22 protein-coding genes and 1 tRNA gene are annotated in these 24,768 nt (G+C 67.1%); 11 read left to right on the top strand and 12 right to left on the bottom strand.

Going from position 1 to position 24,768, the window contains the following annotated elements; genetic code table 11:
- The coding region (locus tag ACIQC9_RS10500) for an outer membrane protein (protein WP_400615297.1) at positions 1-888 on the bottom strand (888 nt) is incomplete at its 3' end.
- 192 nt (positions 889-1,080) lie between these two features.
- On the opposite strand from ACIQC9_RS10500, the gene ACIQC9_RS10495 reads away from it, so the two are divergent.
- Both ACIQC9_RS10495 and ACIQC9_RS10490 read left to right on the top strand, forming a co-directional pair.
- Entirely contained in the window at positions 1,081-1,989 is a 909-nt protein-coding gene (locus ACIQC9_RS10495; RefSeq protein ID WP_400615294.1) for an SDR family NAD(P)-dependent oxidoreductase, read from the top strand.
- A gap of 100 nt (positions 1,990-2,089) precedes the next feature.
- A complete protein-coding gene (locus ACIQC9_RS10490; RefSeq protein WP_400615291.1) occupies positions 2,090-3,292 on the top strand; it encodes an acetyl-CoA C-acyltransferase in 1,203 nt (400 codons plus the stop codon).
- Here ACIQC9_RS10490 and ACIQC9_RS10485 read toward each other — a convergent pair.
- The gene (locus tag ACIQC9_RS10485; RefSeq protein ID WP_400615289.1) at positions 3,286-4,008 is read right to left on the bottom strand and encodes a helix-turn-helix transcriptional regulator; all 723 of its coding nucleotides are present in this window, start codon (positions 4,006-4,008) and stop codon (positions 3,286-3,288) included. The genes ACIQC9_RS10490 and ACIQC9_RS10485 overlap by 7 nt on opposite strands.
- A 103-nt stretch (positions 4,009-4,111) precedes the next feature.
- Between ACIQC9_RS10485 and ACIQC9_RS10480 the strand changes: the two genes are divergently transcribed.
- Positions 4,112-4,735, top strand: a complete 624-nt coding sequence (locus ACIQC9_RS10480; protein WP_400615286.1) for a glutathione S-transferase family protein — start codon at positions 4,112-4,114, stop codon at positions 4,733-4,735.
- Here the strand turns inward: ACIQC9_RS10480 and ACIQC9_RS10475 are convergent.
- From ACIQC9_RS10475 to otsB, 3 genes are read right to left on the bottom strand one after another with little or no spacing between them, the layout of a single operon-like run.
- Entirely contained in the window at positions 4,723-6,159 is a 1,437-nt protein-coding gene (locus ACIQC9_RS10475) for a trehalose-6-phosphate synthase (protein ID WP_400615284.1), read from the bottom strand. The genes ACIQC9_RS10480 and ACIQC9_RS10475 overlap by 13 nt on opposite strands.
- 55 nt (positions 6,160-6,214) lie before the next feature.
- On the bottom strand, positions 6,215-8,002 hold the full coding sequence (locus tag ACIQC9_RS10470) for a glycoside hydrolase family 15 protein (RefSeq protein ID WP_400615282.1): 1,788 nt from the start codon (positions 8,000-8,002) through the stop codon (positions 6,215-6,217).
- Positions 7,999-8,787, bottom strand: a complete 789-nt coding sequence (gene otsB / locus ACIQC9_RS10465; protein WP_400615280.1) for a trehalose-phosphatase — start codon at positions 8,785-8,787, stop codon at positions 7,999-8,001. Before otsB ends, ACIQC9_RS10470 begins: the two co-directional genes overlap by 4 nt.
- Positions 8,788-8,914: 127 nt before the next feature.
- On the opposite strand from otsB, the gene ACIQC9_RS10460 reads away from it, so the two are divergent.
- The 5 genes from ACIQC9_RS10460 to ACIQC9_RS10440 all read left to right on the top strand — a co-directional run bounded on the left by ACIQC9_RS10460 (position 8,915) and on the right by ACIQC9_RS10440 (position 14,444).
- On the top strand, positions 8,915-9,886 hold the full coding sequence (locus ACIQC9_RS10460; protein ID WP_400615277.1) for an SIS domain-containing protein: 972 nt from the start codon (positions 8,915-8,917) through the stop codon (positions 9,884-9,886).
- Between the two features lie 26 nt (positions 9,887-9,912).
- Positions 9,913-10,455 (top strand): putative glycolipid-binding domain-containing protein, encoded by a 543-nt coding sequence (locus ACIQC9_RS10455; RefSeq protein WP_400615275.1) that lies wholly within the window; start codon positions 9,913-9,915, stop codon positions 10,453-10,455.
- Positions 10,456-10,549: 94 nt separating this feature from the next.
- The gene (locus ACIQC9_RS10450) at positions 10,550-11,755 is read left to right on the top strand and encodes an acetyl-CoA C-acetyltransferase (protein ID WP_400615273.1); all 1,206 of its coding nucleotides are present in this window, start codon (positions 10,550-10,552) and stop codon (positions 11,753-11,755) included.
- Positions 11,756-11,772: 17 nt separating this feature from the next.
- Entirely contained in the window at positions 11,773-13,947 is a 2,175-nt protein-coding gene (locus tag ACIQC9_RS10445; protein ID WP_400615271.1) for a 3-hydroxyacyl-CoA dehydrogenase NAD-binding domain-containing protein, read from the top strand.
- Between the two features lie 83 nt (positions 13,948-14,030).
- Positions 14,031-14,444 carry an endonuclease domain-containing protein gene (locus ACIQC9_RS10440; RefSeq protein WP_400615269.1) on the top strand — a complete coding sequence of 138 codons (414 nt, stop codon included), beginning with the start codon at positions 14,031-14,033 and terminating at the stop codon, positions 14,442-14,444.
- Here the strand turns inward: ACIQC9_RS10440 and ACIQC9_RS10435 are convergent.
- Positions 14,441-14,872, bottom strand: coding sequence for a DUF488 family protein (locus ACIQC9_RS10435; protein ID WP_400615267.1), 432 nt, complete (start codon positions 14,870-14,872; stop codon positions 14,441-14,443). The genes ACIQC9_RS10440 and ACIQC9_RS10435 overlap by 4 nt on opposite strands.
- Positions 14,873-15,078: 206 nt before the next feature.
- On the opposite strand from ACIQC9_RS10435, the gene ACIQC9_RS10430 reads away from it, so the two are divergent.
- From ACIQC9_RS10430 to ACIQC9_RS10420, 3 genes are all read left to right on the top strand, one after another.
- Positions 15,079-16,734 carry an amidohydrolase gene (locus ACIQC9_RS10430; RefSeq protein ID WP_400615265.1) on the top strand — a complete coding sequence of 552 codons (1,656 nt, stop codon included), beginning with the start codon at positions 15,079-15,081 and terminating at the stop codon, positions 16,732-16,734.
- 246 nt (positions 16,735-16,980) lie between these two features.
- A complete protein-coding gene (locus tag ACIQC9_RS10425; protein ID WP_400615263.1) occupies positions 16,981-18,489 on the top strand; it encodes a hypothetical protein in 1,509 nt (502 codons plus the stop codon).
- Positions 18,490-18,570: 81 nt separating this feature from the next.
- The gene (locus ACIQC9_RS10420; protein WP_400615261.1) at positions 18,571-21,237 is read left to right on the top strand and encodes a TonB-dependent receptor domain-containing protein; all 2,667 of its coding nucleotides are present in this window, start codon (positions 18,571-18,573) and stop codon (positions 21,235-21,237) included.
- Positions 21,238-21,291: 54 nt separating this feature from the next.
- Here the strand turns inward: ACIQC9_RS10420 and ACIQC9_RS10415 are convergent, their stop codons facing one another.
- The 6 genes from ACIQC9_RS10415 to ACIQC9_RS10390 all read right to left on the bottom strand — a co-directional run bounded on the left by ACIQC9_RS10415 (position 21,292) and on the right by ACIQC9_RS10390 (position 24,671).
- Positions 21,292-21,462, bottom strand: a complete 171-nt coding sequence (locus tag ACIQC9_RS10415) for a hypothetical protein (protein ID WP_400615258.1) — start codon at positions 21,460-21,462, stop codon at positions 21,292-21,294.
- A gap of 97 nt (positions 21,463-21,559) precedes the next feature.
- Positions 21,560-21,634: transfer RNA gene (locus ACIQC9_RS10410), tRNA-Gly, on the bottom strand.
- Positions 21,635-21,722: 88 nt separating this feature from the next.
- Positions 21,723-22,682, bottom strand: coding sequence for a TraB/GumN family protein (locus tag ACIQC9_RS10405; protein ID WP_400615256.1), 960 nt, complete (start codon positions 22,680-22,682; stop codon positions 21,723-21,725).
- Between the two features lie 25 nt (positions 22,683-22,707).
- Positions 22,708-22,899 (bottom strand): helix-turn-helix transcriptional regulator, encoded by a 192-nt coding sequence (locus ACIQC9_RS10400; protein ID WP_400615255.1) that lies wholly within the window; start codon positions 22,897-22,899, stop codon positions 22,708-22,710.
- Entirely contained in the window at positions 22,896-23,357 is a 462-nt protein-coding gene (locus tag ACIQC9_RS10395) for a hypothetical protein (RefSeq protein ID WP_400615253.1), read from the bottom strand. Before ACIQC9_RS10395 ends, ACIQC9_RS10400 begins: the two co-directional genes overlap by 4 nt.
- Before the next feature lie 54 nt (positions 23,358-23,411).
- Positions 23,412-24,671: a DNA recombination protein RmuC gene (locus ACIQC9_RS10390; RefSeq protein WP_400615251.1), complete on the bottom strand. Its 1,260-nt coding sequence runs from the start codon at positions 24,669-24,671 to the stop codon at positions 23,412-23,414.
- Between the last annotated feature and the right edge of the window lie 97 nt (positions 24,672-24,768).

The following is a 24,768-nucleotide window of genomic DNA, read 5'->3' as shown; positions in this document are numbered from 1 at the left end:
CGACTTGGCGTAGTTGGCGGCCTGCGTCACGACCGACGAGGCTTCAGCCGTCAGGTCCGAGCGATCCCAGTCGAAGTAGACCACGAACTCACGCGGCGCCGGTTGGGCCGGCGGCGGCGGGGTCACCGGACGCGGCGGCGGGGGCGGCGGGGGAGGCGGCGGGGGCGGAGGCGGCGGAGGCGGCGGAGCCGGCTCGGCGCCGAACGAGTAACGGAAACCAACGGTCACGCTATGGTCGCGGTAATCGCCCTCAAGCGGGCCGAAAGCGCCCGTGCTGGCGGTGCCTTCCGCTTCCATATTGGCCATCAGATAGCGATACGTGATGTCCAGGTTGGCGCGGTCGCCAAGGGCGATCGCAACGCCGGCGATGGCTTGCGCTGCCAGCTCGGTCGACGAATCGTCGATTCCGACGGTGATGGCGCGGTTAGCGGCCAGCGCACCGGTCAGGTCGGTTTTGATCCGCGCGGCTCCAGCGCCGAGACCGACGAACGGACGGAAGCCCGAATCGGCCGAACCGAAATCATAGATCACGTTCGCCATGATCGTTGCGGCGGAGATATCGCCTTCCGGGGCTTCGCAAGACGTGGTCGGCGTCACGGCGCAGACGCTGCCGAAGGCGTTGCCGGGAACGCCGATACGCTCGAAGTCGCCGCCATCGCGATAGCCGCCTTCGAGTTCAACGCGCCAGTTCTGGTCAAACCGGTAGCCCAGACGGCCGAAACCAGCCCAGCTGTCTTCGGAATCGATCTCGAGGCCGTTGGCCTCGATGGTGTCCGGCATGTGCCAGCCGGCGTCGACAGCGCCGTACCAGCCGTTGGGTTCAGCCGCAGCGGCTCCGGCTGCGAACAGCCCGGCCATAGCGACGCCGGTGAGCAGTTTCACCTTCATCTTTGTATCCTCACTCTTGAAATAGCCCGAATGCCTCCGTTTTCACGGAGCGTTCCTGACGCCAAACTGCAATGTACGGTTCCGGTTCCACCAAATCGGGCGGATTGCGGCGACTGTGGCGCCGTTTCAACACATTGGGCTGATGACCCCGGTTTCCTGCGTCCCGGACGCGCATTTGCGAGGATTAGGTTAATGAAAACAAACTTCGACAATCGTGTCGCCATCGTGACGGGGGCCGGTGGAGGGCTGGGTCGGGAACACGCTCTCGCTCTCGCAGCCCGGGGGGCGAAGGTGGTGGTGAACGACCTCGGCGGCGCGCGTGACGGGACAGGCGGCTCGGCCAGCGCCGCGGAGGCGGTCGTCGCCGAGATCGAGGCGGCGGGTGGCGAGGCATTGGCCAATGGCGCGTCCGTCACCGACCCCGTCGCCGTGCATGCCATGATCGACGCCGCGATGGCGCGCTGGGGCCGGGTCGACATTCTGGTCAACAACGCCGGCGTCCTTCGCGACAGGACCTTCGCCAAGATGGAGCTGGAGGACTTCCGGTTCGTCGTCGACGTGCACCTGATGGGGGCGGTGAACTGCACCAAGGCGGTGTGGGAGATCATGCGCCAGCAGAACTATGGCCGGATCGTCATGACCACCTCGTCGTCGGGCCTGTACGGCAATTTCGGCCAGTCGAACTACGGCGCCGCCAAGATGGCGCTGGTGGGCCTGATGCAGACCTTGTCGATCGAGGGGGCCAAAAACGACATCCGGGTCAACTGCCTCGCGCCAACAGCCCATACCCGAATGACAGAAGACCTCGGCGCCGCCCTGCCGCTGGAGGCGCTTGGGCCGGAGCTGGTGACGCCCGGCCTGCTGCACCTCGTCAGCGAGGCGGCGCCGAGCCGGGTCATTCTGGCCGCCGGCGCCGGTGGCTTCGAGCGGGCCTATGTGACCCTGACGCAAGGCGCCTTCATCACTGGCGACGATGCGCCCGAACAGGTGGCTGGTCGGTTCGCCGAAATCTCGGATCGCACCAACGAGATTGTCCCTGACATGGGCGCTGCGCAGGGCATGATCGAACTGACAAAGGCGCAAAAAGCGCACGGCGCATGACAGACGGCGCCTTGCGTTGACCCCACGTGAGGCGCCTAACCTGCGCTCTGGCCGCGAGCGACCGCGTCGCGAGCATAGCGCCCAATGAAAGGCATCGAAGATGCGTGAAGCCGTCATCGTCTCCACCGCCCGCACCCCGATCGGACGGGCATATCGCGGGGCGTTCAACGACACCCAGGCGCAGCAGCTGGGCGCCCACGCCGTGCGTCATGCGGTCGCCCGGGCCGGGGTCGACCCGGCGGAGATCGAGGACGTGATCATGGGCGCGGCCCTGCAGCAGGGCTCGACCGGCACCAATGTCGCCCGCCAGATCGCGCTGGCGGCGGGCCTGCCGTCGTCCGTGCCGGGCATGAGTCTGGATCGCCAGTGCGCGTCGGGCCTGATGGGGATCGCGACGGCGGCCAAGCAGGTGGTGTTCGACCAGCAGAAGATGGCGGTCGGCGGCGGTCTGGAATCGATCTCGCTGGTCCAGAACCAGCACATGAACCTGTACCGGATGAAGGACGAGGAGCTGCTGAAGCTGTCGCCCCACATCTACATGTCGATGCTGGAGACGGCCGAGGTTGTGGCCCGCCGCTACGGCATCTCGCGCGACCGTCAGGACGAGTACGCTCTGCAGTCCCAGCAGCGCACGGCGCAGGCACAGGCGGACGGTCGTCTGGATGCCGAGATCGTGCCGATGACGACGACCATGCAGGTGGTGGACAAGGCGACCGGGCAGGCGTCGGCGAAGGAGGTCACGCTCTCGAAGGACGAGGGCAATCGCGCCGACACGACGCTGGAAGGCCTGAGATCGCTCAAGACTGTTTTCGGCGGCGGCGAGGAGATCCAGCAGGGCGAGTTCATCACCGCCGGCAACGCGTCCCAGCTGTCTGACGGCGCCTCGGCCAGCGTCATCATGGAAGCGGGCGAGGCGGTGAAGCGCGGGCTTCAGCCGCTCGGCGCCTATCGCGGCATGGCGGTGGCGGGCTGCGAGCCGGACGAGATGGGCATCGGCCCGGTCTACGCGGTGCCCAAGCTGCTGAAGCGTCACGGCCTGACGGTCGACGACATCGGCATCTGGGAGCTGAACGAGGCGTTCGCGGTGCAGGTTCTGTACTGTCAGGACCAGCTGGGCATCCCGAATGACCGGCTGAACGTCTCGGGCGGCGCGATCTCGATCGGCCACCCATACGGCATGTCGGGCGCGCGGATGACCGGCCATGTGCTGATCGAGGGCAAACGGCGCGGCGCGAAATACGGCGTCGTCACCATGTGCATCGGCGGCGGCATGGGCGCGGCGGGGCTGTTTGAAATCTACTGAGTGGCCCCGGCCTGCTCGGCCTCCCACGCGCAGCGTTCGGCCTCCATCTTCGCATACCACTTGCCGCGCAGGACGGCCGGGCGGGCCGGATAACGGTCGTCGAGGAAGTCCGCCTCGACGACACGGTCCGTGCGGAAGGTGCGGAAGTCGTCGCGGGTTTCGCACCAGCCGACCAGCAGGCGCGTGGTCTCGCGATAGCCGACCAGACAGGGCCAGATGACCCGCGTGGTCTCGCGGCCCTGCTCGTCGCTGTAGTGGAGTCGCAGTTTGCGGCCCGCATGGATCCACGCCCGTACCTTCGACATGTCCAGCGTCTCGATCTCGCGCTTCCACGTCGGAGCGGATGCAACCGCGGGCTCCAGCAGGACAGGTCTCAACTTTTCCGGAACAGTCGCGGCGATCTTGGCGATCAGGTCGCGGGCGGCGCGGGCGAGGGCGGGGTCGCCCCGGCCCGCCACCCATTGCGCCCCCAGCACGGCCGCCTCGACCTCATCGGACGTCAGCATCAGCGGCGGCATGTCGAAGCCGCCGTCCAGCACATACCCGATCCCGGCCTCTCCGCGGATCGGCACTCGCTGCGCCATCAGGGTGGCGATGTCGCGATAGATCGACCGCTTGGAGGTCTCGAGCTCAAGGGCGATTGCATCGGCCGTGATGGCCTTGGGCGACCGCCGCAGCACCTGGATGATCTGGAACAGTCTGTCCGCGCGTCTCATGAAGTAATCCTGCCAGACAACTGCTGCCAGCATGCTGTCAGCAGGATGGCAGTAGTCAATCCAGGACGGCGGCGAGGGGCCGCCCCAACCCCGGAGATTTGCCATGCTGACCCTGTTCCACGCTCCCTGGTCACGTTCGGGCCGCATCGTCTGGTTGATGGAGGAGATCGGCGCGGACTATGACATTCGTTACGTCGACATCTATCGGGCCATGAGCGGCACAGGCGCCCGCGACAGCGCCAACCTGCACCCCGACGGCAAGGTGCCGGCGCTGTTGCATGATGATGCGCTGGTGACGGAGTCGGCGGCGATCGCGCTGTATCTGACCGACCTGCACCCGAATGCGAACCTCGGCGCACCGGTCGGCTCTCCGGAGCGCGCAGCTTATGTGACGTGGCTGGCGTGGACGGCGGGCGAGATGGAGCCAGCCTTCTGGGGCAAGATCAACGGCACGGCCGAGACCGATCCGGATGCGAAAAAGCGCTACGACGCCTCGGTGGCGCGTCTGCTCGGCGCGCTGGAGAAGGGACCGTACCTTATGGGCGAGCGGTTCACGGCGGTCGACGTCATGATCGCCTCGGCACTCGCCTGGGGTCGGGAATATGTGCCCGAGAGCGACCTGATTGACGCCTATCTCGAACGCGTCTCGGCGCGACCGGCCAACGCTCGCGCGACGGAAAAGGACGGCACGCCGCCCGCCGAGGCTGTCGCCGCTCAGGCCGCCTGATCGGACGCGGCGGCGGCCGGACGGTCGTCGCCGCTGATCGGGTGTTCGACGGCGCGTAGGGTAGACACAAAGTCGTCGCGCCAGATGGACACATCCGTATCCCGCACCACCTGCATCAGCAGCTCCCATTTCCGTTTCCGCTCGGCCAGCGGCATCGTCAGGGCCCGTTTGATGGCGTCGGACAGCTCCTCGCGGCTGAATGGATTGACCAGCAGGGCTTCGCCCATCTGCTCCGCCGCGCCGGCGAAGCGCGACAGGATCAGAACGCCCGGATCGTCCGGATTCTGGGCCGCGATATATTCCTTGGCCACCAGGTTCATGCCGTCGCGTAGCGGCGTCACCAGCCCGACCCGCGCGGCGCGGTAGACCCCGGCCAGTTCGTCGCGGCGGTAGGTGCGGTTCAGGTAGCGGACCGGCTGCCAGTCCATGTCGGCGTACTCGCCGTTGACCCGTCCCGCCAGCGCGTCCAGACGCGCGCGGATGTCCTGATAGGTGTCGACCTCGTCCCGGCTGATCGGCGTAACCTGCAGCAGGAAGACGTCGCGCCGCATCTGCGGATTGTCGTGCAGGAACTGCTCATAGCCCAGCAGCCGTTCCTCCAGTCCCTTGGAATAGTCCAGCCGGTCCACGCCGACCATCATCGATCGGAAGGCCGAGGACGCGGCCATGCGGTCGTAGGTCTGCAGGCCCTGACGCGAGTCCCGCGCGGCCATGAATCCCTCGACGTCGATGCCGATGGGGAAGACCCCCGCCTGTACCGTCCGCCCGAACGCCTCCAGCGCATCGTTGGGCAGCAGCTTGCCGTGCACCTCCGGCTCGGATGCCACATAGTCGCGGAACAGGTCCAGCCACTCCCGCGTCTGGAAGCCGATCAGGTCGTAGTCGAACATCGACTCCACCAGCCGGCGGTGGTGGGGCAGGGTGACCAACAGCTGCCGCGCCGGCCATGGCGTGTGCAGGAAGAAGCCGATCCGGTTGGTGATCCCGCGCCGCCTCAGATCCCGGGCGATCGGGATCATGTGATAGTCGTGCACCCAGATGATGTCGTCCGGCTGGATCAGCGGCGCCAGGACATCGGCGAACCGGTTGTTGGTCCGCTCATATCCCTCGCCATACGACCGCTCGTAAGCGGTCAGATCGACACGGTGGTGGAACAGCGGCCACAGGGTCTTGTTGGCGTAGCCGTTATAGTACTCATCGACGTCCTGCGCCTCGAGATCGACCAGGGCGACGGTGACGCCGGCCCGATCCTCGATCTTGGCTTCAGGCATGAAATGCTCGACCGTCTCGCCCGACCATCCGAACCACAGCCCGTCGTAGGTCCGCAGAGCGGCGGACAGCGCCATGGCGAGACCGCCGCTGGAGCCCTCGGCGGGGTCCTTTGGGGCGGATACGCGGTTGGAGACGACGATCAGGCGGCTCATGGCGCAGCAACGCCCGTGACCGGCGAAAAGTGCCTCTGTCCGGTCGACGACCCGGTCATCGTGCGTCCGTCCAGGACCGGCTCAACAACACCGCGCAGTTGATGATGCCGACCAGCGAATAGGTCTGCGGGTAGTTGCCCCACAGCTCCTTGTCGCCCAGCGACAGATCTTCGGAAAGCAGGCCCGCATGGGTCCGGCGGCTCAGCATCTCCTCGAAGATCTCGCGCGCTTCGGCGTCCCGGCCGTTCTGATGAAGAGCCTCGATGAACCAGAAGGTGCAGAAGTTGAACGCCGTCTCCGGCTCACCGAAGTCGTCCGGCTCGACGTAGCGGAACAGGTAGGGGCCCTTCTTCAGATCGCGCTCGATGGCGTTGAACGTGGCGACCTGCCGGGGATCCAGCGCGTCGAGGAAGCCCAGATCGGTCATCTGGAGAAGGGAGGCGTCGAGTTCACGGTTGCCGAAGCTGGCGGCGAACCGGCCCTCATCCGCCAGGAAGGCCTCCTTCTCGATGCGGGCGCGGATGATTTCGGCCCGCTCGCGCCACGCCACCGCGCGCGCGTCCAGCCCCAGATGCGCGGCCGCCTTGGCCAGTCGATCACACGCCGCCCAACACATGACCGACGAATAGGTATGCACGCGCGCGATCGTCCGGAATTCCCACAGGCCGGCGTCGACCTGATCGTGCATGGCGAAGGCGCGCTCGCCGACCTTCTCCAGACTGTAGAAGTCGTCGATCGTCCCCGGGCGCAGCAGGCGCTGGTCATAGAAGGCCTGCACCAGCGGCAGGACGATCTGGCCGTAGACGTCATGCTGAAGATGCTCGCGCGCCTGATTGCCGACGCGCACCGGCTTCATCCCGCGATAGCCCTCGACGGTTTCGGTGATCCGCTCGTCGATGTCCTCTTCCAGACCGACGCCATAGACAGGCTGGACGTGACCCCCGCCTGATGCGTCAACCAGATTGCGCAGATAGCCGAGATAGTTCTCCAGCAGGTCCACCGCGCCCAGCCGGTTCAGGGCCCGGACGACATAGTAGGCGTCGCGGATCCAGCAGTAGCGATAGTCCCAGTTGCGCCCGCTCTCGGGAAACTCCGGCACCGAGGTGGTCAGGGCCGCGACGATGGCGCCTGTTTCCTCATAGGCGCACAGCTTCAGCGTGATCGCCGCCCGGATCACGGCCTCCTGATAGTCCAGCGGCAGGTAGAGGGTGCGCACCCAGTCTTGCCAGTAGGCCACGGTGCGATCCAGCGCCGCGGTAACGCCCGGCAGGACATCCTGATCGTAGCCCTCGTCGGGCCCGAAGAAGAAGGCCAGCGGCGCCTCAAGCCGGAAAAGACGCTCGTTCAGCACGTGCGAGACGGGGCAGTTGGTCGTCAGCCGGAAGGTCACGTCCGTGCACAGATAGCGGATGTGGTTCGACCCGTTGGTCGTCTCCGCGCGGCGCTCGCCCCAGTCGGCGGACGGCCTCAGCCGCACGCGGATACGCGGCGCGCCTTCCAGCGGCCGGATCACCCGCCCGAAGGCCAGCGGGCGGTAGGTGCGGCTGTGTTTCGGGTGCCGGGGGGCGAAGTCTATGATCTCCACCGAGGCGCCGTCCTCGGCCGTCAGCACCGTACGCAGCACCGGCGTGTTGCGGACATAGGCCTGACTGACGTGCTTCAGCCCCTCGAGCTCGACGTCCCAGAAGCCGTGATCCGGATCGGTCCCGTCCATCAGGGCGGAAAAGACGGGGTCCCCGTCCACGCGGGGGGCGCAGGCCCAGACGAAGCGGCCGGACCGGTCGATCAGGGCGCTGATGGAGCAGTTGCCGATGGGGGCCAGATCGAGGTTCGGTGTGGTCATGCGTCCTCCTCGACGGCGCTCAGCCAGGCCAGCACGGCCTCGACATCGTGCAGGCCGTACCGGGCGGCTGTGTCGCGCGGCGGCCCGACCAGCACGCCGAAACCGCCCAGATCGGCGGCGGCCTGAAAGCCGTGCTCATCTGTCAGGTCATCGCCCAGCATCACCGGCGTGCCGCCCGCGAACGGCGCTTCCGCCATGAAGGACTTTACGGCCGTGCCCTTGCTGGCTCCGGGGGTCTTCAGCTCGATGACCATGTTTCCGGGTTGCAGCGAGAGCCCGGTCTGGTCGGCCAACCGGCGAGTCAACGCCTCGGCGTCAGACGCCGCGTCCGGGGCGCCACGGAAGTGCAGGCCGGCGGCGACGGCTTTGTCCTCGACCACCACCCCGGGACGGGTGCGGGCGAAATCTTCGAAGGCGGCGACCGCGTCTCGCACAGCTTCGGCAGGTTCCGCGCGCTGCATCTCTCCGCCCGCGAGTCTGCGCTCAAGGCCATGAACGCCAGATGCAGAGCCAACGCTGGCCTCGGCGATCCGGTCGATCTCGGCGATGGTGCGGCCGCTGATGATGGCCACGCGGCCGCCCAGACGTTCGGTCACGGCCCTCAGTACGGCAGTTCGCCCCGCATCGGGCACCACGGCGTCCGGCGTCGCCGCCAGATGCGCCAGCACGCCGTCCAGATCCAGAAAGAGCGAAGGACGGCGGAGTCGGCGCGGTGGTTCGGGCAAACGCAAAACGGTGTCGGCCGCCGCGGACACGGCGTCGAGCTCGGAAATGGACGTCCCCATGTGTCCGCTAACGCATAAAAGCCGAACGGTTTCCCTCAGCTTGGCCATTTCTTTCGCAGATGCAGCATCGCCGGAATTTGTGAAACCGCGCGCGATGGGCCAAATCCGGCACATGAGCGAAATGCCGATGCCCGACGATCCCGCGGCCATGATCGCCCGCGCCCGCGAGGTCACGCGGCTGAACATCCAGGCGCTGCAGGCGCTTGAGGCGACGATCGACGACAGTCTGGCCAGGGCGGTCGACATCGTCCTTTCCCGCCCGGGCTATCTGGTGGTGACGGGCATGGGCAAGTCGGGCCACATCGGCGGCAAGATCGCCGCAACGCTGGCCTCCACCGGCACCAACAGCTTCTTCGTCCATCCGGCCGAGATGAGCCACGGCGATCTGGGCATGTTGCGCAAGGACGTGACCCTGCTGGCCATCTCCAACTCCGGCGAGAGCCGCGAGCTGCGTGATCCGCTGATCTACTGCCAGCGCGAGGGAATCCCGGTCATCGGCATCACCCAGCGGCCGAACAGCTTCCTCGGCCGGTCGTCGGCGGTATGCCTTACACTGCCCAGTGCGCCAGAAGCCTGTCCCAACGGACTGGCCCCCACGACCTCGACCCTGATGACGTTGGCCATGGGCGATGCGCTGGCGATGGTTCTCATGGATCGACGGGGATTCACCGCCGAGGACTTCGGCCTGCATCACCCCGGGGGCAAGCTCGGCATGAGCCTGCAGAGCGTCCGCGACTGGATGGGCGACCGCCCGCCCACCCCCGCTGTGATCCCGACGACCGCGACCTTCGCCGAGGTTGTTTCCGCCATCACCGAAGGCCGCAAGGGCGCCGTCGCCGTGCTCAACGCCGACGGCACTCTGGCCGGCATCGTCACCGACGGCGACGTTCGCCGCGCCTTCGCTCGCGACCTGTCCGGCCTGACCGCCGCCGATGTGATGAGCGCCAGCCCCAAGGTCATCGGCCCCGACGCGCGCATGAGCGACGCCATCGACCTGATGACCCAGAACCGTATCGCCACCCTGCTGGTTGTCGAGGACGACCGCCCGCTGGCGATCGTCCACATCGCCGAGCTGATGCAGGCCGGCTACGTCGGCTAGCGGGCCGGGACAAGCAAGGGAGCGCCATGACCGTTGCATTCTGGCGCACCCTCTACTCCCCCGGCCACGACGTCGCCCGTCTGGATCGGGTCGACGACGGATGGCGGCTGTCCGGGACGGCGCTCTGGATTCAGGACGGCCGGCCCGCCCGGCTCGACTACGCCGTCGCCCTGACCTCGGGCTGGATCACCCGCGCCGGACGGATCACGGGCTTTATCGGCGAGGACCCGGTGGATCGACGCATCACGCTCACGGACGGCCGCTGGGCTCTCGACGGGGTCGAACAGCCCGAACTGGACCGGCTGATCCATCTGGATTTCGGCTTCACGCCCGCCACCAATCTCCAGCAGCTGAAGCACGCCGACCTCGCGATCGGCGAGGCGGCGGATATCCATGCGGCATGGATCGATTACGAAGGCGGCCTGTCGCGCCTGCCCCAGAGATACCGACGGACGGGGAAAGAGACCTACGCCTACGAATCCCCGACCTCCGGCTATGCCGAAACACTCATCGTCGCTCCGGATGGCTTCGCCCGCGAGTATCCCACGCTGTGGACCCGGCTTCTGTAAGGCGACGAACGTACTCCGCACTCGTTACTTGACGTTGACGTAAACGTAGGGTTTGTGGCGATCCACCGATCCGTCCTTATTGGAGACGCACCCCATGGCCGACGCCTACATCTACGACGCGGTCCGCACGCCGCGCGGCAAGGGCAAGAAGGACGGGAGCCTGCACGAGATCACCGCCCTCAGCCTCGCCTCGCAGGTACTGGAAGCCCTTCGCGACCGGAACGATCTGGACACCTCGAAGGTCGACGACGTCATCCTCGGCTGCGTCTCGCCGGTGGGCGAGCAGGGCGCCGACATCGCCCGCACCGCCGTGCTGAACGCCGGCTGGTCGCAAACGACGGCGGGCGTGCAGATCAACCGCTTCTGCGCCTCGGGTCTGGAAGCCGTGAACATGGCGGCCGCCAAGGTGAAGTCCGGCGAGGCCGACTTCGCGGTAGGCGGCGGCGTCGAGGCCATGAGCCGCGTGCCGATGGGCTCGGACGGCGGCGCCTGGCCGGTCGACCCCTCCAGCGCCTTCGCCACCTATTTCGTGCCGCAGGGCGTCTCGGCCGACATGATCGCGTCCAAGTGGGGCTTCAGCCGCGACGACGTCGACGCCTATTCGGTCGAAAGCCATAAACGCTCCGCCCGCTCGTGGGCCGAGGGCCGGTTCGCGAAGTCGGTGGTGCCGGTCAAGGACCAGCTGGGCCTGACCATCCTCGACCGTGACGAGACCATCCGTCCAAATACGGACATGCAGACGCTGGGCGCCCTGAACCCGTCCTTCGCCATGATGGGCGAGATGGCCTTCGATGCGGTGATCAACCAGCGCTACCCCGAGGTGGAGCGCGTCAATCACGTGCATACCCCGGGGAACTCCTCGGGCATCGTCGATGGTTCGGCGGGCGTGCTCATCGGCTCGCTGGAAGCCGGCAAGGCGCTGGGCTTGAAGCCGCGTGCGAAGATTCGCGGCGCCGCCTCGATCGGTTCGGAGCCCTCCATCATGCTGACCGGCCCCGAGTTCGTGGCCAACAAGCTGCTGGGCAAGCTGGGCATGTCGAAGACCGACATCGACCTGTGGGAGCTGAACGAAGCCTTCGCCGCCGTCGTCCTTCGCTTCATGCAGGCGCTGGACATCCCGCATGACCAGATCAACGTCTGCGGCGGCGCCATCGCCATGGGCCACCCGCTGGGCGCCACGGGCGCCATGATCACCGGCGTGGTGCTGGACGAGCTCGAGCGCTCGAACAAGGAAACCGCCCTGATCACCCTGTGCATCGGCGGCGGCATGGGCACCGCCACTGTCATCGAACGCGTCTGATCCGGGAGCTGATCGACATGGAAAACTTCAAGATCGACGTCGACGCCGACGGCATCGCGCTCATCACCTTCGATGTGCCGAACCGTTCGATGAACACCCTGACCTCGGGCGTGATGAAGGAAATCCCCGAGTGGGTCGAACGGGTGAAGACCGACGACGCCATCAAGGGCGCCGTCCTGACCTCGGGCAAGACCTCGGGCTTATGCGCCGGCGCCGATCTCGGCGATATGGCGGCGGGCATGCTGACCGGCGGTTCGCTGCAGGATGCATTCGACGCCGGCTGGCGGCTGAACGGCGCCCTGCGCGCATTGGAGACCTGCGGCAAGCCGGTGGCGGCCGCGATCAACGGTCTGGCGCTGGGCGGCGGCCTCGAGCTGACGCTGGCCTGCCACTACCGCGTGGTCGGCGACAGCCCGAAGATCCAGCTCGGCCTGCCCGAGATCAAGGTCGGCCTGTTCCCCGGCGGCGGCGGCACCCAGCGGCTGACGCGCCTGATCGGCGTCCAGCCGGCGATGATCGCCATGACCGAGGGCAAGTCCTTCCGTCCCAATGACGCCAAGGGCGCAGGCATCGTGCATGAGGTCGTCGCCAGCGGCGGCGAGGTCGAGGCGGCGAAGGCGTGGATCAAGGGCGGCGGCAAGGCTGTCCAGCCATGGGACGACAAGGCCTTCAGGCTTCCCGGCGGCGGCCCCTACCACCCGGCCGGTATCCAGAACTTCCTCGTCGGCAACGCCATGCTGCGCAAGCAGACCTACGGCAACTACCCCGCCGCCATGAACCTGATGAAGGCCGTTTATGAAGGCGTGCAGGTGCCGATGGACGCGGCCCTGCGCATCGAGACCCGCTACTTCATCAAGACCCTGATGACGCCGCAGGCGCAGGGCATGATCCGGTCGCTGTTCCTGTCCAAGCAGGAACTGGACAAGGGGGCCGTCCGCCCGGCAGGCGTGCCGAAGTCTGATCCGAAGAAGGTCACCGTCATCGGCGCCGGCATGATGGGCGCGGGCATCGCCTATGTGCAGGCGCTGGCCGGCATCGAAACCATCCTGATCGACCGTGATCAGGAAGCCGCCGATAAGGGCAAGGCCCACGTCGAGGAGCTGTTGAAGAAGCGCCTGTCGCGCGGCCAGATCGATCAGGCGAAATATGACGCCCTGCTCGGCTCCGTCACCGCGACGACCGACTACGACCTGATCAAGGGCTCCGACCTGGTCATCGAGGCCGTGTTCGAGAACCGCGAGATCAAGGCTGACGTCACCAAGCGCGCCGAGGCCCAGCTGGCCCCCGGCGCCGTGTTCGGCTCCAACACCTCGACCCTGCCGATCACCGGTCTGGCCGAGGCCAGCGTGCGGCCCGAGGACTTCATCGGCATCCACTTCTTCTCGCCGGTCGACAAGATGATGCTGGTCGAGATCATCCTCGGCGAAAAGACGGGTGAAACCGCGATCGCAAAGTCGCTCGACTATGTGATGAAGATCAAAAAGACGCCGATCGTCGTCAATGACGGTCGCGGCTTCTACACCTCGCGCTGCTTCGGCACCTATGTGGCCGAGGGTCTTGCGATGCTGGAGGAGGGTTACGCCCCGGCCCTGATCGACAACATCGGCCGCGCCACCGGCATGCCGCGCGGCCCGCTGGAAATGCACGACGACGTGGCGCTGGACCTGTCGGTCAAGATCGCCAGACAGACGAAGGAAGATCTCGGCGACGCCTATGAGCCCCTGCCGGGCTGGAAGATCGTGCAGACGATGGTCGAGGATCTGGGCCGTTACGGACGCAAGAACGGCAAGGGTTTCTACGACTACGAGACCAGGCCCAAGACCCTCTGGACCGGCCTGTCCGATCTCGCCCCGGTGACGATCAACGACTCGACGCCCGAGCTGGTCGCCGACCAGAAGCAGCGCCTGCTGTACCGTCAGGCGGTCGAGGTTGCGCGCTGCTGGGAAGAGGGTGTGATCGACGACCCACGTGAAGCCGACGTCGGCGCCATCCTGGCCTGGGGCTTCGCGCCCTGGACCGGCGGCCCGATCACCCTGATCGACCAGACGGGTCTCAAGGCCTTCGTCGAACAGGCCGACAAATACGCCGCCCAGTACGGCCCCCGCTTCACCCCGCCCCAACTGCTGCGCGACATGGCCGCAAAGGGCGAGACCTTCTACGGGAACTTCGAGGGCAAGAAGGCGGCGGCTTAAGGCTTACATACAACCCTTGATCCTTCTCCCCTCGGGGGAGAAGGTGTCTCGCGGAGCGAGGCGGATGAGGGGGCTGTCGGCCCATGCACCAGTCGGAGGACAGGACGGCGCGCGCTCGCCGGCTACGTTCCGATACGACCAGCGCCGAAGCTGTTCTCTGGAGCATGCTTCGTGGCCGCCGCTTCGAGGGATTAAAGTTCAGACGTCAGGCGCCGGTGGCCGGCTTTGTCGTAGACTTCCTCTGTGCTGAGCTGCGGCTCGTGATTGAGCTTGATGGCGGTGTTCATCGCCTGAGAGAGTTCGAGGATGCGGCGCGGGACGCCCGGATCACGGCAGCGGGGTTCGTCGTCCTCCGTTTCGGTAACGAGGCGTTCAAACAGAATCCAAACCTCGTTTTTGAGGCCGTTCGGTTGATAGCGAGTCAGCGGCCACAGCCCCCTCATCCGACCGGCTCCGCCGGCCACCTTCTCCCCCGAGGGGAGAAGGAAACAGGCTAGAGGTTCACCACCTCGAACCCGTCCTCCTGCGCCAGCCGTTCGGCCAGCACCGCCCGGTGGCATCCGACGTGGTCGGCTTCGAAGCAGAGCAGGGCGGTCTTCTTTGCGCGCGCCAGTTCACGCAGCTGCTGGAACGCCGCCTCTGACGTCGGCTCGGCCATGTGACCGGCGAAGATGTCACGCATCTCATTGATTCGACCCTTGCGCGCCGCGTCCCGTCCGGCTTTCGGCGTGCCCAGCGGACGCAGGTGGACGTAGTCGATGCCGGCCTCGCGAAGGCTGGCGCCCAACACGGTCTTGGAGAAGCCGGCGCGTCGCGACGCCGCCACCGCTCGGACATCCGCCAGCACTTCGACGCCCGCGGTTTTGAGCCTGTCGATCACGGCGGCCTGCGGCTCGCCCTCGTACCCGATGGTGTACAGTTTCATCTTCCTGACATGGGGCAGAGGGCTGCCCCAATCCAGTGCGACCGTTCCTGACGCACCTCCATGCTAGACCCGAACACCTCGTCAGACCGTTCCCGGACGGTCCGGACGCATCGGACGCATCGGACGGCGTTTTCGGCGTCCGGTCCGTCCGCCCTTGACCCCGACGTGCGTCGCCTTCACCCCTGCGGAAAATCTCCGGAGTTCCCATGATCCGCTCTCTCGCCCTTGGCCTGATCCTCGCCGGTACGACCGCGACCGCGCAGGCGCAGGAGCTGCTGATCACCGGCGGGCCGATCTATACCGGGGTCGAGGCTAATCCGACCGCGGAGGTGGTGGTCATTCAGGACAGCCGCATCCTCTATGTCGGTGCGATGCGCGGAATGCCCCTGTTCGAGTACATCGAAACCATCGATCTGAAGGGCGCAGCGCTGTTCCCCGGCTTCACCGACGGCCACGCCCACCTCGACGGCATCGGCTGGCGGGAGCTGACGTTAAACCTCGAAGGCTCTACCTCCATTGCAGACGCCATGGCCCGACTGTCCGCGTGGGCTGAGGCGCATCCGGAAGGCCCCATCGTTGGCCGGGGCTGGATCGAGACCCGTTGGCCCGAGGCGCGGTTCCTGACCGCCGCCGACCTGGACGCCGCGGCGCCGGGCCGGGTCGTTCTGCTTGGTCGCGCCGACGGCCATGCGGTGGTCGCGTCCTCCGCCGCTCTCGCTGCAGCCGGCGTCACCGCCGACACCGCCGCGCCATCCGGGGGCGAGATCCTCAAGGGTTCTGACGGCAAGCTCACCGGCCTGCTGGTCGACGCCGCCGAACAGCTGGTCGCCCGCCTGATGCCGCAGGCCGATCCCGCCGCCCTGCGCGAGGCCTATCGCGCCGGATTCCGTGTCGAGGCGCAGTACGGTTGGACCGGCGTCCACTTCATGAGCGCGCCGTGGAAGGACATTCCGCTGCTTGAGCAGATGGCCGAGGCGGGCGAGGCCCCGCTGCGCATCTACAACAGCGTCACGCCCGACGGCGCCGCCGCGTTGATCGCCGGCGGCCCCCGCAGCGTGGCCGACGGCCGCATCATCACCCGCGCGATCAAATACTACGCCGACGGCGCGCTGGGCTCGCGCGGCGCCGCCCTGTTCGCGCCCTACGCCGACCGGCCCGACACCAGCGGCCTGATGCAGATCACGGGCGAAGAGATCGTGCCCCTGTACGAGGCGGCGTTGAAGGGCGGCATCCAGGTCGCGACCCACGCCATCGGCGACCGCGGCAACGCCTCGGTTGCCCAGTGGTACGCCTCCGCGCTTGAGAACGTCCCGGCCTCCGCGCGATCCAACGGCAATGACGTACGCTGGCGGATCGAGCACGCCCAGATCCTGCGTCCGTCCGACTACGGCTATTTCGAGAACCTGCCGATCATCGCCTCGATGCAGCCGAGCCATGCCATCGGCGACCTTCATTTCGCTCCGGCCCGTCTCGGCGACGCCCGGCTGGACGGCGCCTACGCGTGGCACAGCCTCGTCGATCGCGGCGTGATCGTCGTCGGCGGTTCGGACGCTCCTGTCGAACGCGGATCGCCGCTGATCGAGTTCTACGCCGCCGTCGCGCGCCGCGATCTGGAAGGCTTCCAGGGGCCGGACTGGCGCCCGAATGAGGCGGTCGACCGCGCGACAGCGCTGAAGATGTTCACCCTCTGGCCGGCCTACGCCTCGTTCCGCGAGACGGAGCTCGGCACCATCGAGGTGGGCAAGCGGGCCGACCTGACGGCGTTCAGCGTCGACCTGATGACGGCCCCCTTCGCCGCCATCCCTGAAGGGCACGCGACCCTGACCGTGGTCGACGGGAAGGTCGTCTACCGGGCGGATTAAGGTCCGCCCGCCGTCGCATATCGGAAATGTGACGCTTGCGGGGCATCGGGACGGTCTTTCAAAAAACCGCACAAACAACTTCACCAAACGGCGCGCGAACCGTCACGGTTCAGCGTCCTCGTCGTCATAAGCCGCCTCTAACCACCTCGGTGGGCAGGCGGGGGCGATTCAGGTCGTCGGTCGGGAGCATGGGGCCTCTGACGAACCTGCCGTGACATCCAAAGCGGACCAGACACGGTGAAAACGATGACCGGTTACAGACTGACGACCCTGCTCGCCATCGGCGCCAGCGCCCTGGCCCTCGCCTCGTGCGGCGGCGCCGAAGTGGCCTCGCCCGGCGAAGGCGATTTCGGCAATGGCGGCGGCGGTGGAGGCGGCGGCCCGACCACGCCGCCCCCCGGCACGCCGGCGGCTGACTGTCCCACCGGCCTGATCAACGCCGGTCTGGTCGCCAACGGCACGCTGCGCGCCTGTCAGCTGCCCAGCCAGATCACCGGCAACCTGACCCTCGCCGTCCGCGCCGGCACCATCTACGCCATCTCCGGCGCCACCCAGGTCGGCATCGACCGCGGCATCGATCCGGGTTCCGTCACCGGCGCCCAGGGCACCCTGACCATCGATCCGGGCGTGCGCATCTTCGCGTCCAACGGCGGCGACGCCCTGGTCATCAACCGCGGCTCGCAGATCTTCGCCGAAGGCACCGCGACCAACCCGATCATCTTCACCAGCCGCCAGAACGTTGAAGGTCAGACGACCCTGACCTCGCAAGGCCAGTGGGGCGGCATCATCGTCGCCGGCCGCGCGCCGCAGGCGAACTGCAACCTGACCGCGCCGGTGACCTGCACCGGCACCGTCGAGGGCGGCCTGCCCGTGTTCTACGGCGGCAACACCGTCACCGACAGCTCGGGCCGTCTGCGTTACGTGCAGATCAAATACTCGGGCTTCGAGGTCTCGGTCGGCAACGAACTGCAGGGTCTGACCCTCGCCGGCGTCGGCAACGGCACGACCATCGACCACATCCAGATCTACAACAGCTCCGACGACGGCATCGAGATCTTCGGCGGCAACGTCAATCTGAGCCACATCGTCATCAACGGCGCTGACGACGACGGTCTGGACACCGACACCGGCTGGCGCGGCGGCGCCCAGTTCGGCATCGTGACCCAGCGTGCGCCGAACTCGACCAGCCGCTCGGCAGGCTTCGAGTTCTCGGCCGCTCCGACCTCGACGCCGCTGGCCACGCGCTATGTCTCGCAGCCCAAGATCGCCAACTGGACGCTTGTCGGCCGCAACTCGCCCATCGACGCCCACACTGTGGCTCACCTCGACACGGGCTCCGACGCGACCATCATCAACTCCGTCTTCACCAACGTCTCGGGTTCGGCCGCAGGCTGCCTCGACATCGCCGACGCCGACACCCAGACGGTCGCCCCGACCTTCACCTCGGTCTTCATGTCCTGCGGCATCTCCTACCGTGCGGCCAACGCGGCCCGGTCGGGCGCCGTCTTCACTGGCGGCACGGGCAACACGGCGGCGGGAACGTCGACCCTGACCGCTCCGGCGGCGGGCACGACCCTGACCAACCAGACGCTGACCTTCATCAACGGTGCGAACGAGACGGCGGTGACGCCGACCAACGCTCCGGCGGTGTACAGCTTCTTCGTGGCCACCAGCTACATCGGCGCCGTCCAGAATGCGACGGACACCTGGTGGCGCGGCTGGACCTGCGGCCTGACCGACGGCCTGACCTGCTGACGACGGATGCAAGGCGGCGGCTCCTTTCGGGGCCGCCGCCGGCCTTCGCATTCCTCCGAAACCCACACCAAGGCGCCGATCATGAAGACCGTCACCCTGACCCTGAGCGGGGTCCTTCTCGCCACCAGCGCGCTGATCGCGCCCGGTCTGGCGTTCGCCCAGACGCCCACGCCGCAAGACCCGGTGCAGCAGACCCCGGCCGAGCAGGCCGCGCCTCAGTCCGACGAGCCGACCGAGGTTGACGAGATCGTCGTTCTGGGCCGCTACATCCCCCAGCCAAACCGCGAGAGCTCCGAGGTCGCCGCCTTCCTGACCGAAGAGGACCTGGAACGCACGGGCGACAGTAACGCCGGCGCCGCCCTGGCCCGCGTCACCGGCCTGTCGATCGTCGAGGGCCGCTTCGTCTACGTTCGCGGTCTGGGTGAGCGCTACTCCTCCGCGCTTCTGAACGGCTCGCCCCTGCCCAGCCCCGAGCCCCTGCAGCGCGTAGTGCCGCTGGACCTGTTCCCGGCGAACATTCTGGAAGGCGTGACTGTCCAGAAGTCCTATTCCGCCAACTTCCCCGGCGAGTTCGGCGGCGGCGTGATCGACCTGCAGACGGTCAGCGCGCCGAGCGAACCCTTCTTCAACTTCGGCGCCTCGATCGGCGCGAACAGCGAGTCCACCGGCAAGGAAGGCCTGATCTACTACGGGTCGGACACCGACTGGACGGGCTTCGACAACGACACCCGCAAGATCCCCGGACCGCTCGCCGCCGCGTTCGACGGCAACAAGCAGATCAACACCGCCAACTTCTCGGCCACAGAGCTGCAACGCATCGGTCAGTCGTTGGTCAACGCCCCGCTGCGCCTGCTGCAGCGCCATGAGAATCCGGTCGATTTCGGCTTCGAGACCTCGGGCGGCCTGTCTTCGGATTCGGATATCGGCACGATCGGCGTGCTGTTCGTGGCCGGTTACGACAACAGCTGGCGTCAGCGGAATGGCTTCCAGGAGCAGGGCCAGTTTCAGGGCGATGTGCTGGTGCCGGTCACCAGCTACGCCACGACCTCCAACCAGAACGACATTCGCCTGAACCTGCTGACGGCTCTCTCGTGGGCGAACGAGAACAATGAGGTGAAGTGGACGAATTTCTATGTCCGCAACACCACCAAGGAAGCCCGATCGGAAGCCGGTCCGGACTTCGACGCCGGCGGTTCGACCATCCGGAACGACTATACCGAGTGGTTCGTGCGCCAGCTGTTCACGACCCAGCTGGCCGGCGAGCACGACTTCATGAACGGGGCCCTGGAAGTCGACTGGCGCGCCGCCTACGCCAAGACCTCGCGGGACGCGCCCTATGAGACGCGCTTCCAGTATGGTGTGAACGCAGCCGGCGACTTCATCCACAACATCCAGGGCAACCTGATCTCCTTCTCCGAGCTGGACGACGACATCGTCTCGGGCGGTGCGGACGTCAGCTACACCCTGCCGCTATCGGATTTGCGCGAGGCGAAGTTCAGCGCCGGTGTGGCCTCGTTCGAGAACACCCGCGACGCGGTGCGTCGTGACCTGCAGTTCGCCGCGGTCAACGGCCTGACGGACGAGCAGCGGGAATCGCGCGTCGACTTCCTGACCTCGGACTTCAACATCAATCCAACCACCCTGCAGATCCGCGAAATTCCGGGCTTCTCGGGCGCCAGCGCCTATGACGCCAAGCTGGCGGTCAACGCCGCCTACGCCATGGTCGACGCGGAGATCATCCCGCTGGTCCGCACCACTGTCGGCGTCCGCTACGAGGACGGCGAGCAGGAAGTCGTGTCCCGCGACCTGTTCGGCGGCGCGGCTCCTTATCCGGCCACCCGGATCGAGGAGCAGTACTGGCTGCCGTCGTTCACGGCGACGTGGAACTTCGCCGAGGATCAGCAGCTCCGTCTGGGCGCATCCAAGACCATTGGTCGTCCCCAGTTTCGCGAGCTGGCGCCGCAGTCCTACACGGACCCGGAGAGCAACCGGACCTTCATCGGCAACCCGTTCCTGGTCGACACCGAGATCGTCAACCTCGACGCGCGCTACGAGTGGTTCTTCGCCCGCCAGCAGTATGTGACGGCCGGCGTCTTCTACAAGAACCTCGACAAGCCGGTGGAGTCGGTGATCGTGGCCGCCTCGACGGGCGACCGTCAGCAGTCCTACGTCAACGCCCCGGAAGCCCGCGTCATGGGCGCCGAGGTTGAGGTGAAGAAATACTGGGAGTTCCCGGACGCCGGCATGCCATTCATCGCCAACAAGCGGTGGCTGGTGCAGGCCAACTACACCTGGTCTGACTCCGAGGTGTCGGTGAAGTCAGGCGATGTCGTGTTCGATCTGTCCGGCGCCGGGCAGCCCTCGCCAGCCGACTTCTTCATCGAGGACGGCAGCCGTCTGCAGGGCCAGTCGGAGCACGTGGCCAACCTTCAGCTGGGCTGGGAAGACGACACGGATCGCTCGCAGGCGACCTTTATCGTCAACTACGTCAGCGAGCGGATCACCGCCCGCGGCGCCGGTCAGGCGGGCAACCGCGAGCCGGACTACATCCAGAACCCGGGCGTCTTCCTCGACTTCGTCTATCGCCAGGATTTCGACCTCTGGGGGCAGGAACTGGGTCTGGCGCTCGAGGCCCGTAACCTGCTGGGTACGGACTTCGACGAGTATCAGGAACTGGGCAACAAGATCCGGATCAACGCCTACGATCTGGGGACCAGCGTTTCGGCCAGCCTGACCGCGAAGTTCTGATCGCGGACCCCGGACCCGAATGCGGACGCCGGCCTTCGGGCCGGCGTTCTGCGTTCAGGCCTCTGGATCGTTATCGATGAAGCTGCGGGGCTCGGCCGGGCGGACGCGAGCCGGAAGGCGGCCGACGAGAGCCCGGAGGTCGGCCTCCTGAACGCCGTCGCGGGCCATGACCTGCTGGACGATGGGGTCGGCCAGCATGTCGTCGAGGGTCAGTTCCTGGAGCATTCCGGTTCTCCTCATCCCGCCGCCGGAGCTGAGATGGGGAGCGATCGGGCGAGGTCCAGAACCTGTCGGGGATCGTCGCGAAAGATTCATGGAGCGCTGGAGCGGCCGGCGGGAATCGAACCCGCGACATTCAGCTTGGGAAGCTGACGTTCTACCTCTGAACTACGGCCGCGTGATCAGGCGGGGCGGACCATAGCCGGGCCCGGTCAAAAGAAAAGGCCCGCCCTTGCGAGCGGGCCTGTCACCGCGGCGGCGGGAAACTACTCGACGCGTTCGACCTCGACGCCGCGCTGTTCGAGGATGGCCTGAACGCTGTCGTCCCCGGCGAGGTGGGCGGCGCCGACGGCGATGAAGGTGGTCCCGGAGCCCGCCAGCAGGGTCTGGATCTGGCCGGCCCAGTTGGTGTTCCGGCGGACGAGCAGGGCCTGATAGACCTCCTCGCTCTCCTCGCGCATGTCGTCGATGCCGAGCTCCTTCAGCTTGACCACGTCGCCATCCGCCCAGGCTGCGACCATGCCGTCCAGCTCGGTGGTGGCGTTCTCGAAGGATTCCAGCGTGGTGCGCAGGAAGGCGAGCTGGGTCTCGTCGGACAGGCCGGCGAGGATGCGGATCTGTTCGTCGATCGTCTCCAGTCCCTTGACCGGTTTGCCAGCCGCGTCGGCGCGGGCGCGCAGGATCAGCTCGACCCCGGACTTGGGATCGTAGCCGGCCTTGACGAGCGGCGCGACCGACAGGGTCAGGGCCACCAGCCACGGCTTGAGCGGTTCGAACTGGGCCGCGCTGGCGCCCATGCTTTCGGCGGCGGCGGTCAGATCGGCCATCTCCTCGGGCGTCAGGCGGCTGGACAGGGGCTTGTCGAGCGAGAGACCATGCTGCTGGATCAGGGGAACGACGGCGGCCTGATCGTCGGGGTTGGTGATCTCCAGATACACCTCGGACGCGCTGTCGAAGGCGGCGTCGACGCGGGCCGAGCCCCAGGCCGTGGTCGGGCGCAGCACGTGCACCGTGCCGAACAGATAGAGGGTCGAGTCGGCGTCCTTGATGACCCACAGGGCCGGGCCGTTCCCCTGCGCCATCGGCACGGCGGCGGGCGCGACGGGCTGAGCGGGCGCGACGGCCTGCGCCAGCGCCGAGGTCGGTCCGGCCAGCAGGACGGCGGAGGCTGCGACGCCAAGGGCCGCGCCGGAGATGGACGATGTCAGACGACGGAGGAGGGTCATGGGGAGGTCCTTGCCTTTGAGAGGTTCAGTCTTCGTGGAAGATGGTTTCGATCGGCTGGCCGAAGACATGCGCTATCTTGAAGGCGAGCGGCAGCGAAGGGTCGTAGCGGCCCGTCTCGAGTGCGTTCACGGTCTGGCGCGAGACGCCGAGCTGGTTGGCCAGATCCGCCTGGCTCCAGCCCTTCTCGCCGCGCAGGGTCTTGAGGTGATTGTTCATCCGCGGCGCGACCACCACCACCAGACCCAGGCCACGGCGTAGCCGATCAGCATGAGCGTCAGCATGGCGAAGGCGCCGGTGGCGGCATAGGCGACGGGGTCCGAGCGGCCCTCAAACCACACGGGGATCGAGACGGTCTTCGCCGGCTCCAGCGCGGCCAGCATGCAGGCGACGCCGCCCACGGTCATGCCCGCCGAGCCGCCCCAGAACCAGGCGGATTTGTGAGCTTCGCGCGCGGCCTCGTCGATGGAGCGCATCCACATGACGCTCAGCCACATCGCGCCGCCCATCATTACAACGGCGAACACGGCCATCACGACATTCAGGGCCATGCGCGGATCCACCGCGCCATGGGCGGACAAATAGCCGACGGCGATGCCGGCTACGAAGAGCAGGAGCACCATTCCCGCCAGACCGATCAGACCTGCAAGAAAGACGCGCTTCAGGCCTCGGGCCATGTCGGACACTCTCGTTCGAAAGACAAGGGTGTTTTACACCGGGCCTCGGTTATATCAAGCGACCTTGTCTGTCGCGGGCGGCGACACCAGCTCCGGACGCGACAGGACGCGCGGTGCATTCTCGACAGGGGCCAGCTCCGGCAACTCCTTGCCTTCGTGATCGACCTGCAGATCCTCGAAGCGGCGAGCCGAGACCATGACCTGACTTTCCAGCGAGCCAACGAACTGGTTGTAGCGGCCCACGGCCGCTTCCAGCGCCTTGCCCACCGAGGCGGCGTGGCCGCCCATGACGGACAGTCGCTTGTAGAGCTCGCGGCCCAGCTTCGCGACGTCCTCGGCGTTCTTGGCCTGCTCCTCGGCGCGCCAGCCGTAGGCGACGGCCTTGCACAGGGCGAACAGGGTGGTCGGGGTGACGATGACGACGCGCGAGGCCATGGCGTGGGTCATCAGGTCCGGCTCGTGATCCAGCGCGGCCGACAGGAAGGCGTCGCCTGGCACGAACAGGGCGACGAAATCGGGGCTGGGCTTGAACTGGTCCTGATAGCCCTTTGAGGCCAGCTGGCGGACGTGGGTCTTCAGGCTGGCTGCGGTGCGCAGCGACTGCGCCCGGGCCTGAGCGTCGTGGTCGCCGTCAGCGTCTTCGGCGAAGGCCAGCGGCACCTTGGCGTCGATCACGAACATGCCTCCGCCGGGCAGGCGGATGACGAAGTCGGGACGCTGCTGGCGGCCAGCGTCGTCTGCGGTCGAGGTCTGCTCTTCGAAGTCGAAGCGCCCGGCCATGCCGGCGGCCTCCAGCACATTGCGGCAGGTCTGTTCGCCCCAGCGACCGCGGCGGCCGGTGTTGCCGCGCAGGGCTTCGGTCAGCTTGCGCGCTTCATCCCGGGTCGCGCTGGAGGCGGTCATCAGCAGCTGAAGCTGTTCTTTCAGCCCGCCGGTCTCTTCGGCCCGGACCTTCTCAAGCGCAGCGACCTGTTCCTGAAACTTCGCGAGGGTGTCGGCGACGGGCTTCAGCTGGGCGTCCATGCGCTGCTGGGCCATCAGTTCGCGATTGCGGAAGGTCTCGTCGGTGCGCTTCAGCAGGGCGTCGGCGACGTCATGGGCCGATTGCGCGGCCTGCGCGCGCAGCAGCTCGGACTGGGTCGCGGCCTGATCCTCGAACAGGCGCATGCGGGCCTCGGCCTCGGCATGCCGTTCGCGCAGGTCCCAGGCGCGCGCCTCGGCGGCACCCGCGCGTCGGCGCTCCATCAGCGCCCAGCCGAGCGCGAGAAGGGCGACGAGGCCGGCGGCAAGGGCAAGGACGATCTCTGCGTTCATGCTCCGTTCCTTAGACGGAGTCGCCGGACCCCGCCATGACCGACGGCGAAAACACCGTCCGAAGCGTCCGAAGCGTCCGATGCGTCCGGATCGTCCG

It is taken from the genome of Brevundimonas sp. NPDC092305 (assembly GCF_044755415.1).
Lineage (GTDB): Bacteria > Pseudomonadota > Alphaproteobacteria > Caulobacterales > Caulobacteraceae > Brevundimonas.
The sequence above is the reverse complement of the archived record's forward strand: the minus strand, read 5'-3'. Positions and strand labels throughout refer to the sequence as shown.

Bases quoted from the DNA above. Each gene is read 5' to 3' on its own strand.
- ACIQC9_RS10460 (WP_400615277.1), top strand. From the start codon at position 8,915: ATGCCCGACGATCCCGCGGCCATGATCGCCCGCGCCCGCGAGGTCACG.
- ACIQC9_RS10405 (WP_400615256.1), bottom strand. From the start codon at position 22,682: ATGACCCTCCTCCGTCGTCTGACATCGTCCATCTCCGGCGCGGCCCTT.
- ACIQC9_RS10415 (WP_400615258.1), bottom strand. From the start codon at position 21,462: ATGCTCCAGGAACTGACCCTCGACGACATGCTGGCCGACCCCATCGTC.
- ACIQC9_RS10450 (WP_400615273.1), top strand. From the start codon at position 10,550: ATGGCCGACGCCTACATCTACGACGCGGTCCGCACGCCGCGCGGCAAG.
- ACIQC9_RS10455 (WP_400615275.1), top strand. From the start codon at position 9,913: ATGACCGTTGCATTCTGGCGCACCCTCTACTCCCCCGGCCACGACGTC.
- ACIQC9_RS10480 (WP_400615286.1), top strand. From the start codon at position 4,112: ATGCTGACCCTGTTCCACGCTCCCTGGTCACGTTCGGGCCGCATCGTC.
- ACIQC9_RS10490 (WP_400615291.1), top strand. From the start codon at position 2,090: ATGCGTGAAGCCGTCATCGTCTCCACCGCCCGCACCCCGATCGGACGG.
- ACIQC9_RS10495 (WP_400615294.1), top strand. From the start codon at position 1,081: ATGAAAACAAACTTCGACAATCGTGTCGCCATCGTGACGGGGGCCGGT.
- ACIQC9_RS10390 (WP_400615251.1), bottom strand. From the start codon at position 24,671: ATGAACGCAGAGATCGTCCTTGCCCTTGCCGCCGGCCTCGTCGCCCTT.
- ACIQC9_RS10445 (WP_400615271.1), top strand. From the start codon at position 11,773: ATGGAAAACTTCAAGATCGACGTCGACGCCGACGGCATCGCGCTCATC.
- ACIQC9_RS10470 (WP_400615282.1), bottom strand. From the start codon at position 8,002: ATGACCACACCGAACCTCGATCTGGCCCCCATCGGCAACTGCTCCATC.
- ACIQC9_RS10395 (WP_400615253.1), bottom strand. From the start codon at position 23,357: ATGGCCCGAGGCCTGAAGCGCGTCTTTCTTGCAGGTCTGATCGGTCTG.
- ACIQC9_RS10440 (WP_400615269.1), top strand. From the start codon at position 14,031: ATGCACCAGTCGGAGGACAGGACGGCGCGCGCTCGCCGGCTACGTTCC.
- ACIQC9_RS10475 (WP_400615284.1), bottom strand. From the start codon at position 6,159: ATGAGCCGCCTGATCGTCGTCTCCAACCGCGTATCCGCCCCAAAGGAC.
- ACIQC9_RS10400 (WP_400615255.1), bottom strand. From the start codon at position 22,899: ATGAACAATCACCTCAAGACCCTGCGCGGCGAGAAGGGCTGGAGCCAG.
- ACIQC9_RS10435 (WP_400615267.1), bottom strand. From the start codon at position 14,872: ATGAAACTGTACACCATCGGGTACGAGGGCGAGCCGCAGGCCGCCGTG.
- ACIQC9_RS10425 (WP_400615263.1), top strand. From the start codon at position 16,981: ATGACCGGTTACAGACTGACGACCCTGCTCGCCATCGGCGCCAGCGCC.
- ACIQC9_RS10485 (WP_400615289.1), bottom strand. From the start codon at position 4,008: ATGAGACGCGCGGACAGACTGTTCCAGATCATCCAGGTGCTGCGGCGG.
- ACIQC9_RS10420 (WP_400615261.1), top strand. From the start codon at position 18,571: ATGAAGACCGTCACCCTGACCCTGAGCGGGGTCCTTCTCGCCACCAGC.
- otsB (WP_400615280.1), bottom strand. From the start codon at position 8,787: ATGGGGACGTCCATTTCCGAGCTCGACGCCGTGTCCGCGGCGGCCGAC.
- ACIQC9_RS10430 (WP_400615265.1), top strand. From the start codon at position 15,079: ATGATCCGCTCTCTCGCCCTTGGCCTGATCCTCGCCGGTACGACCGCG.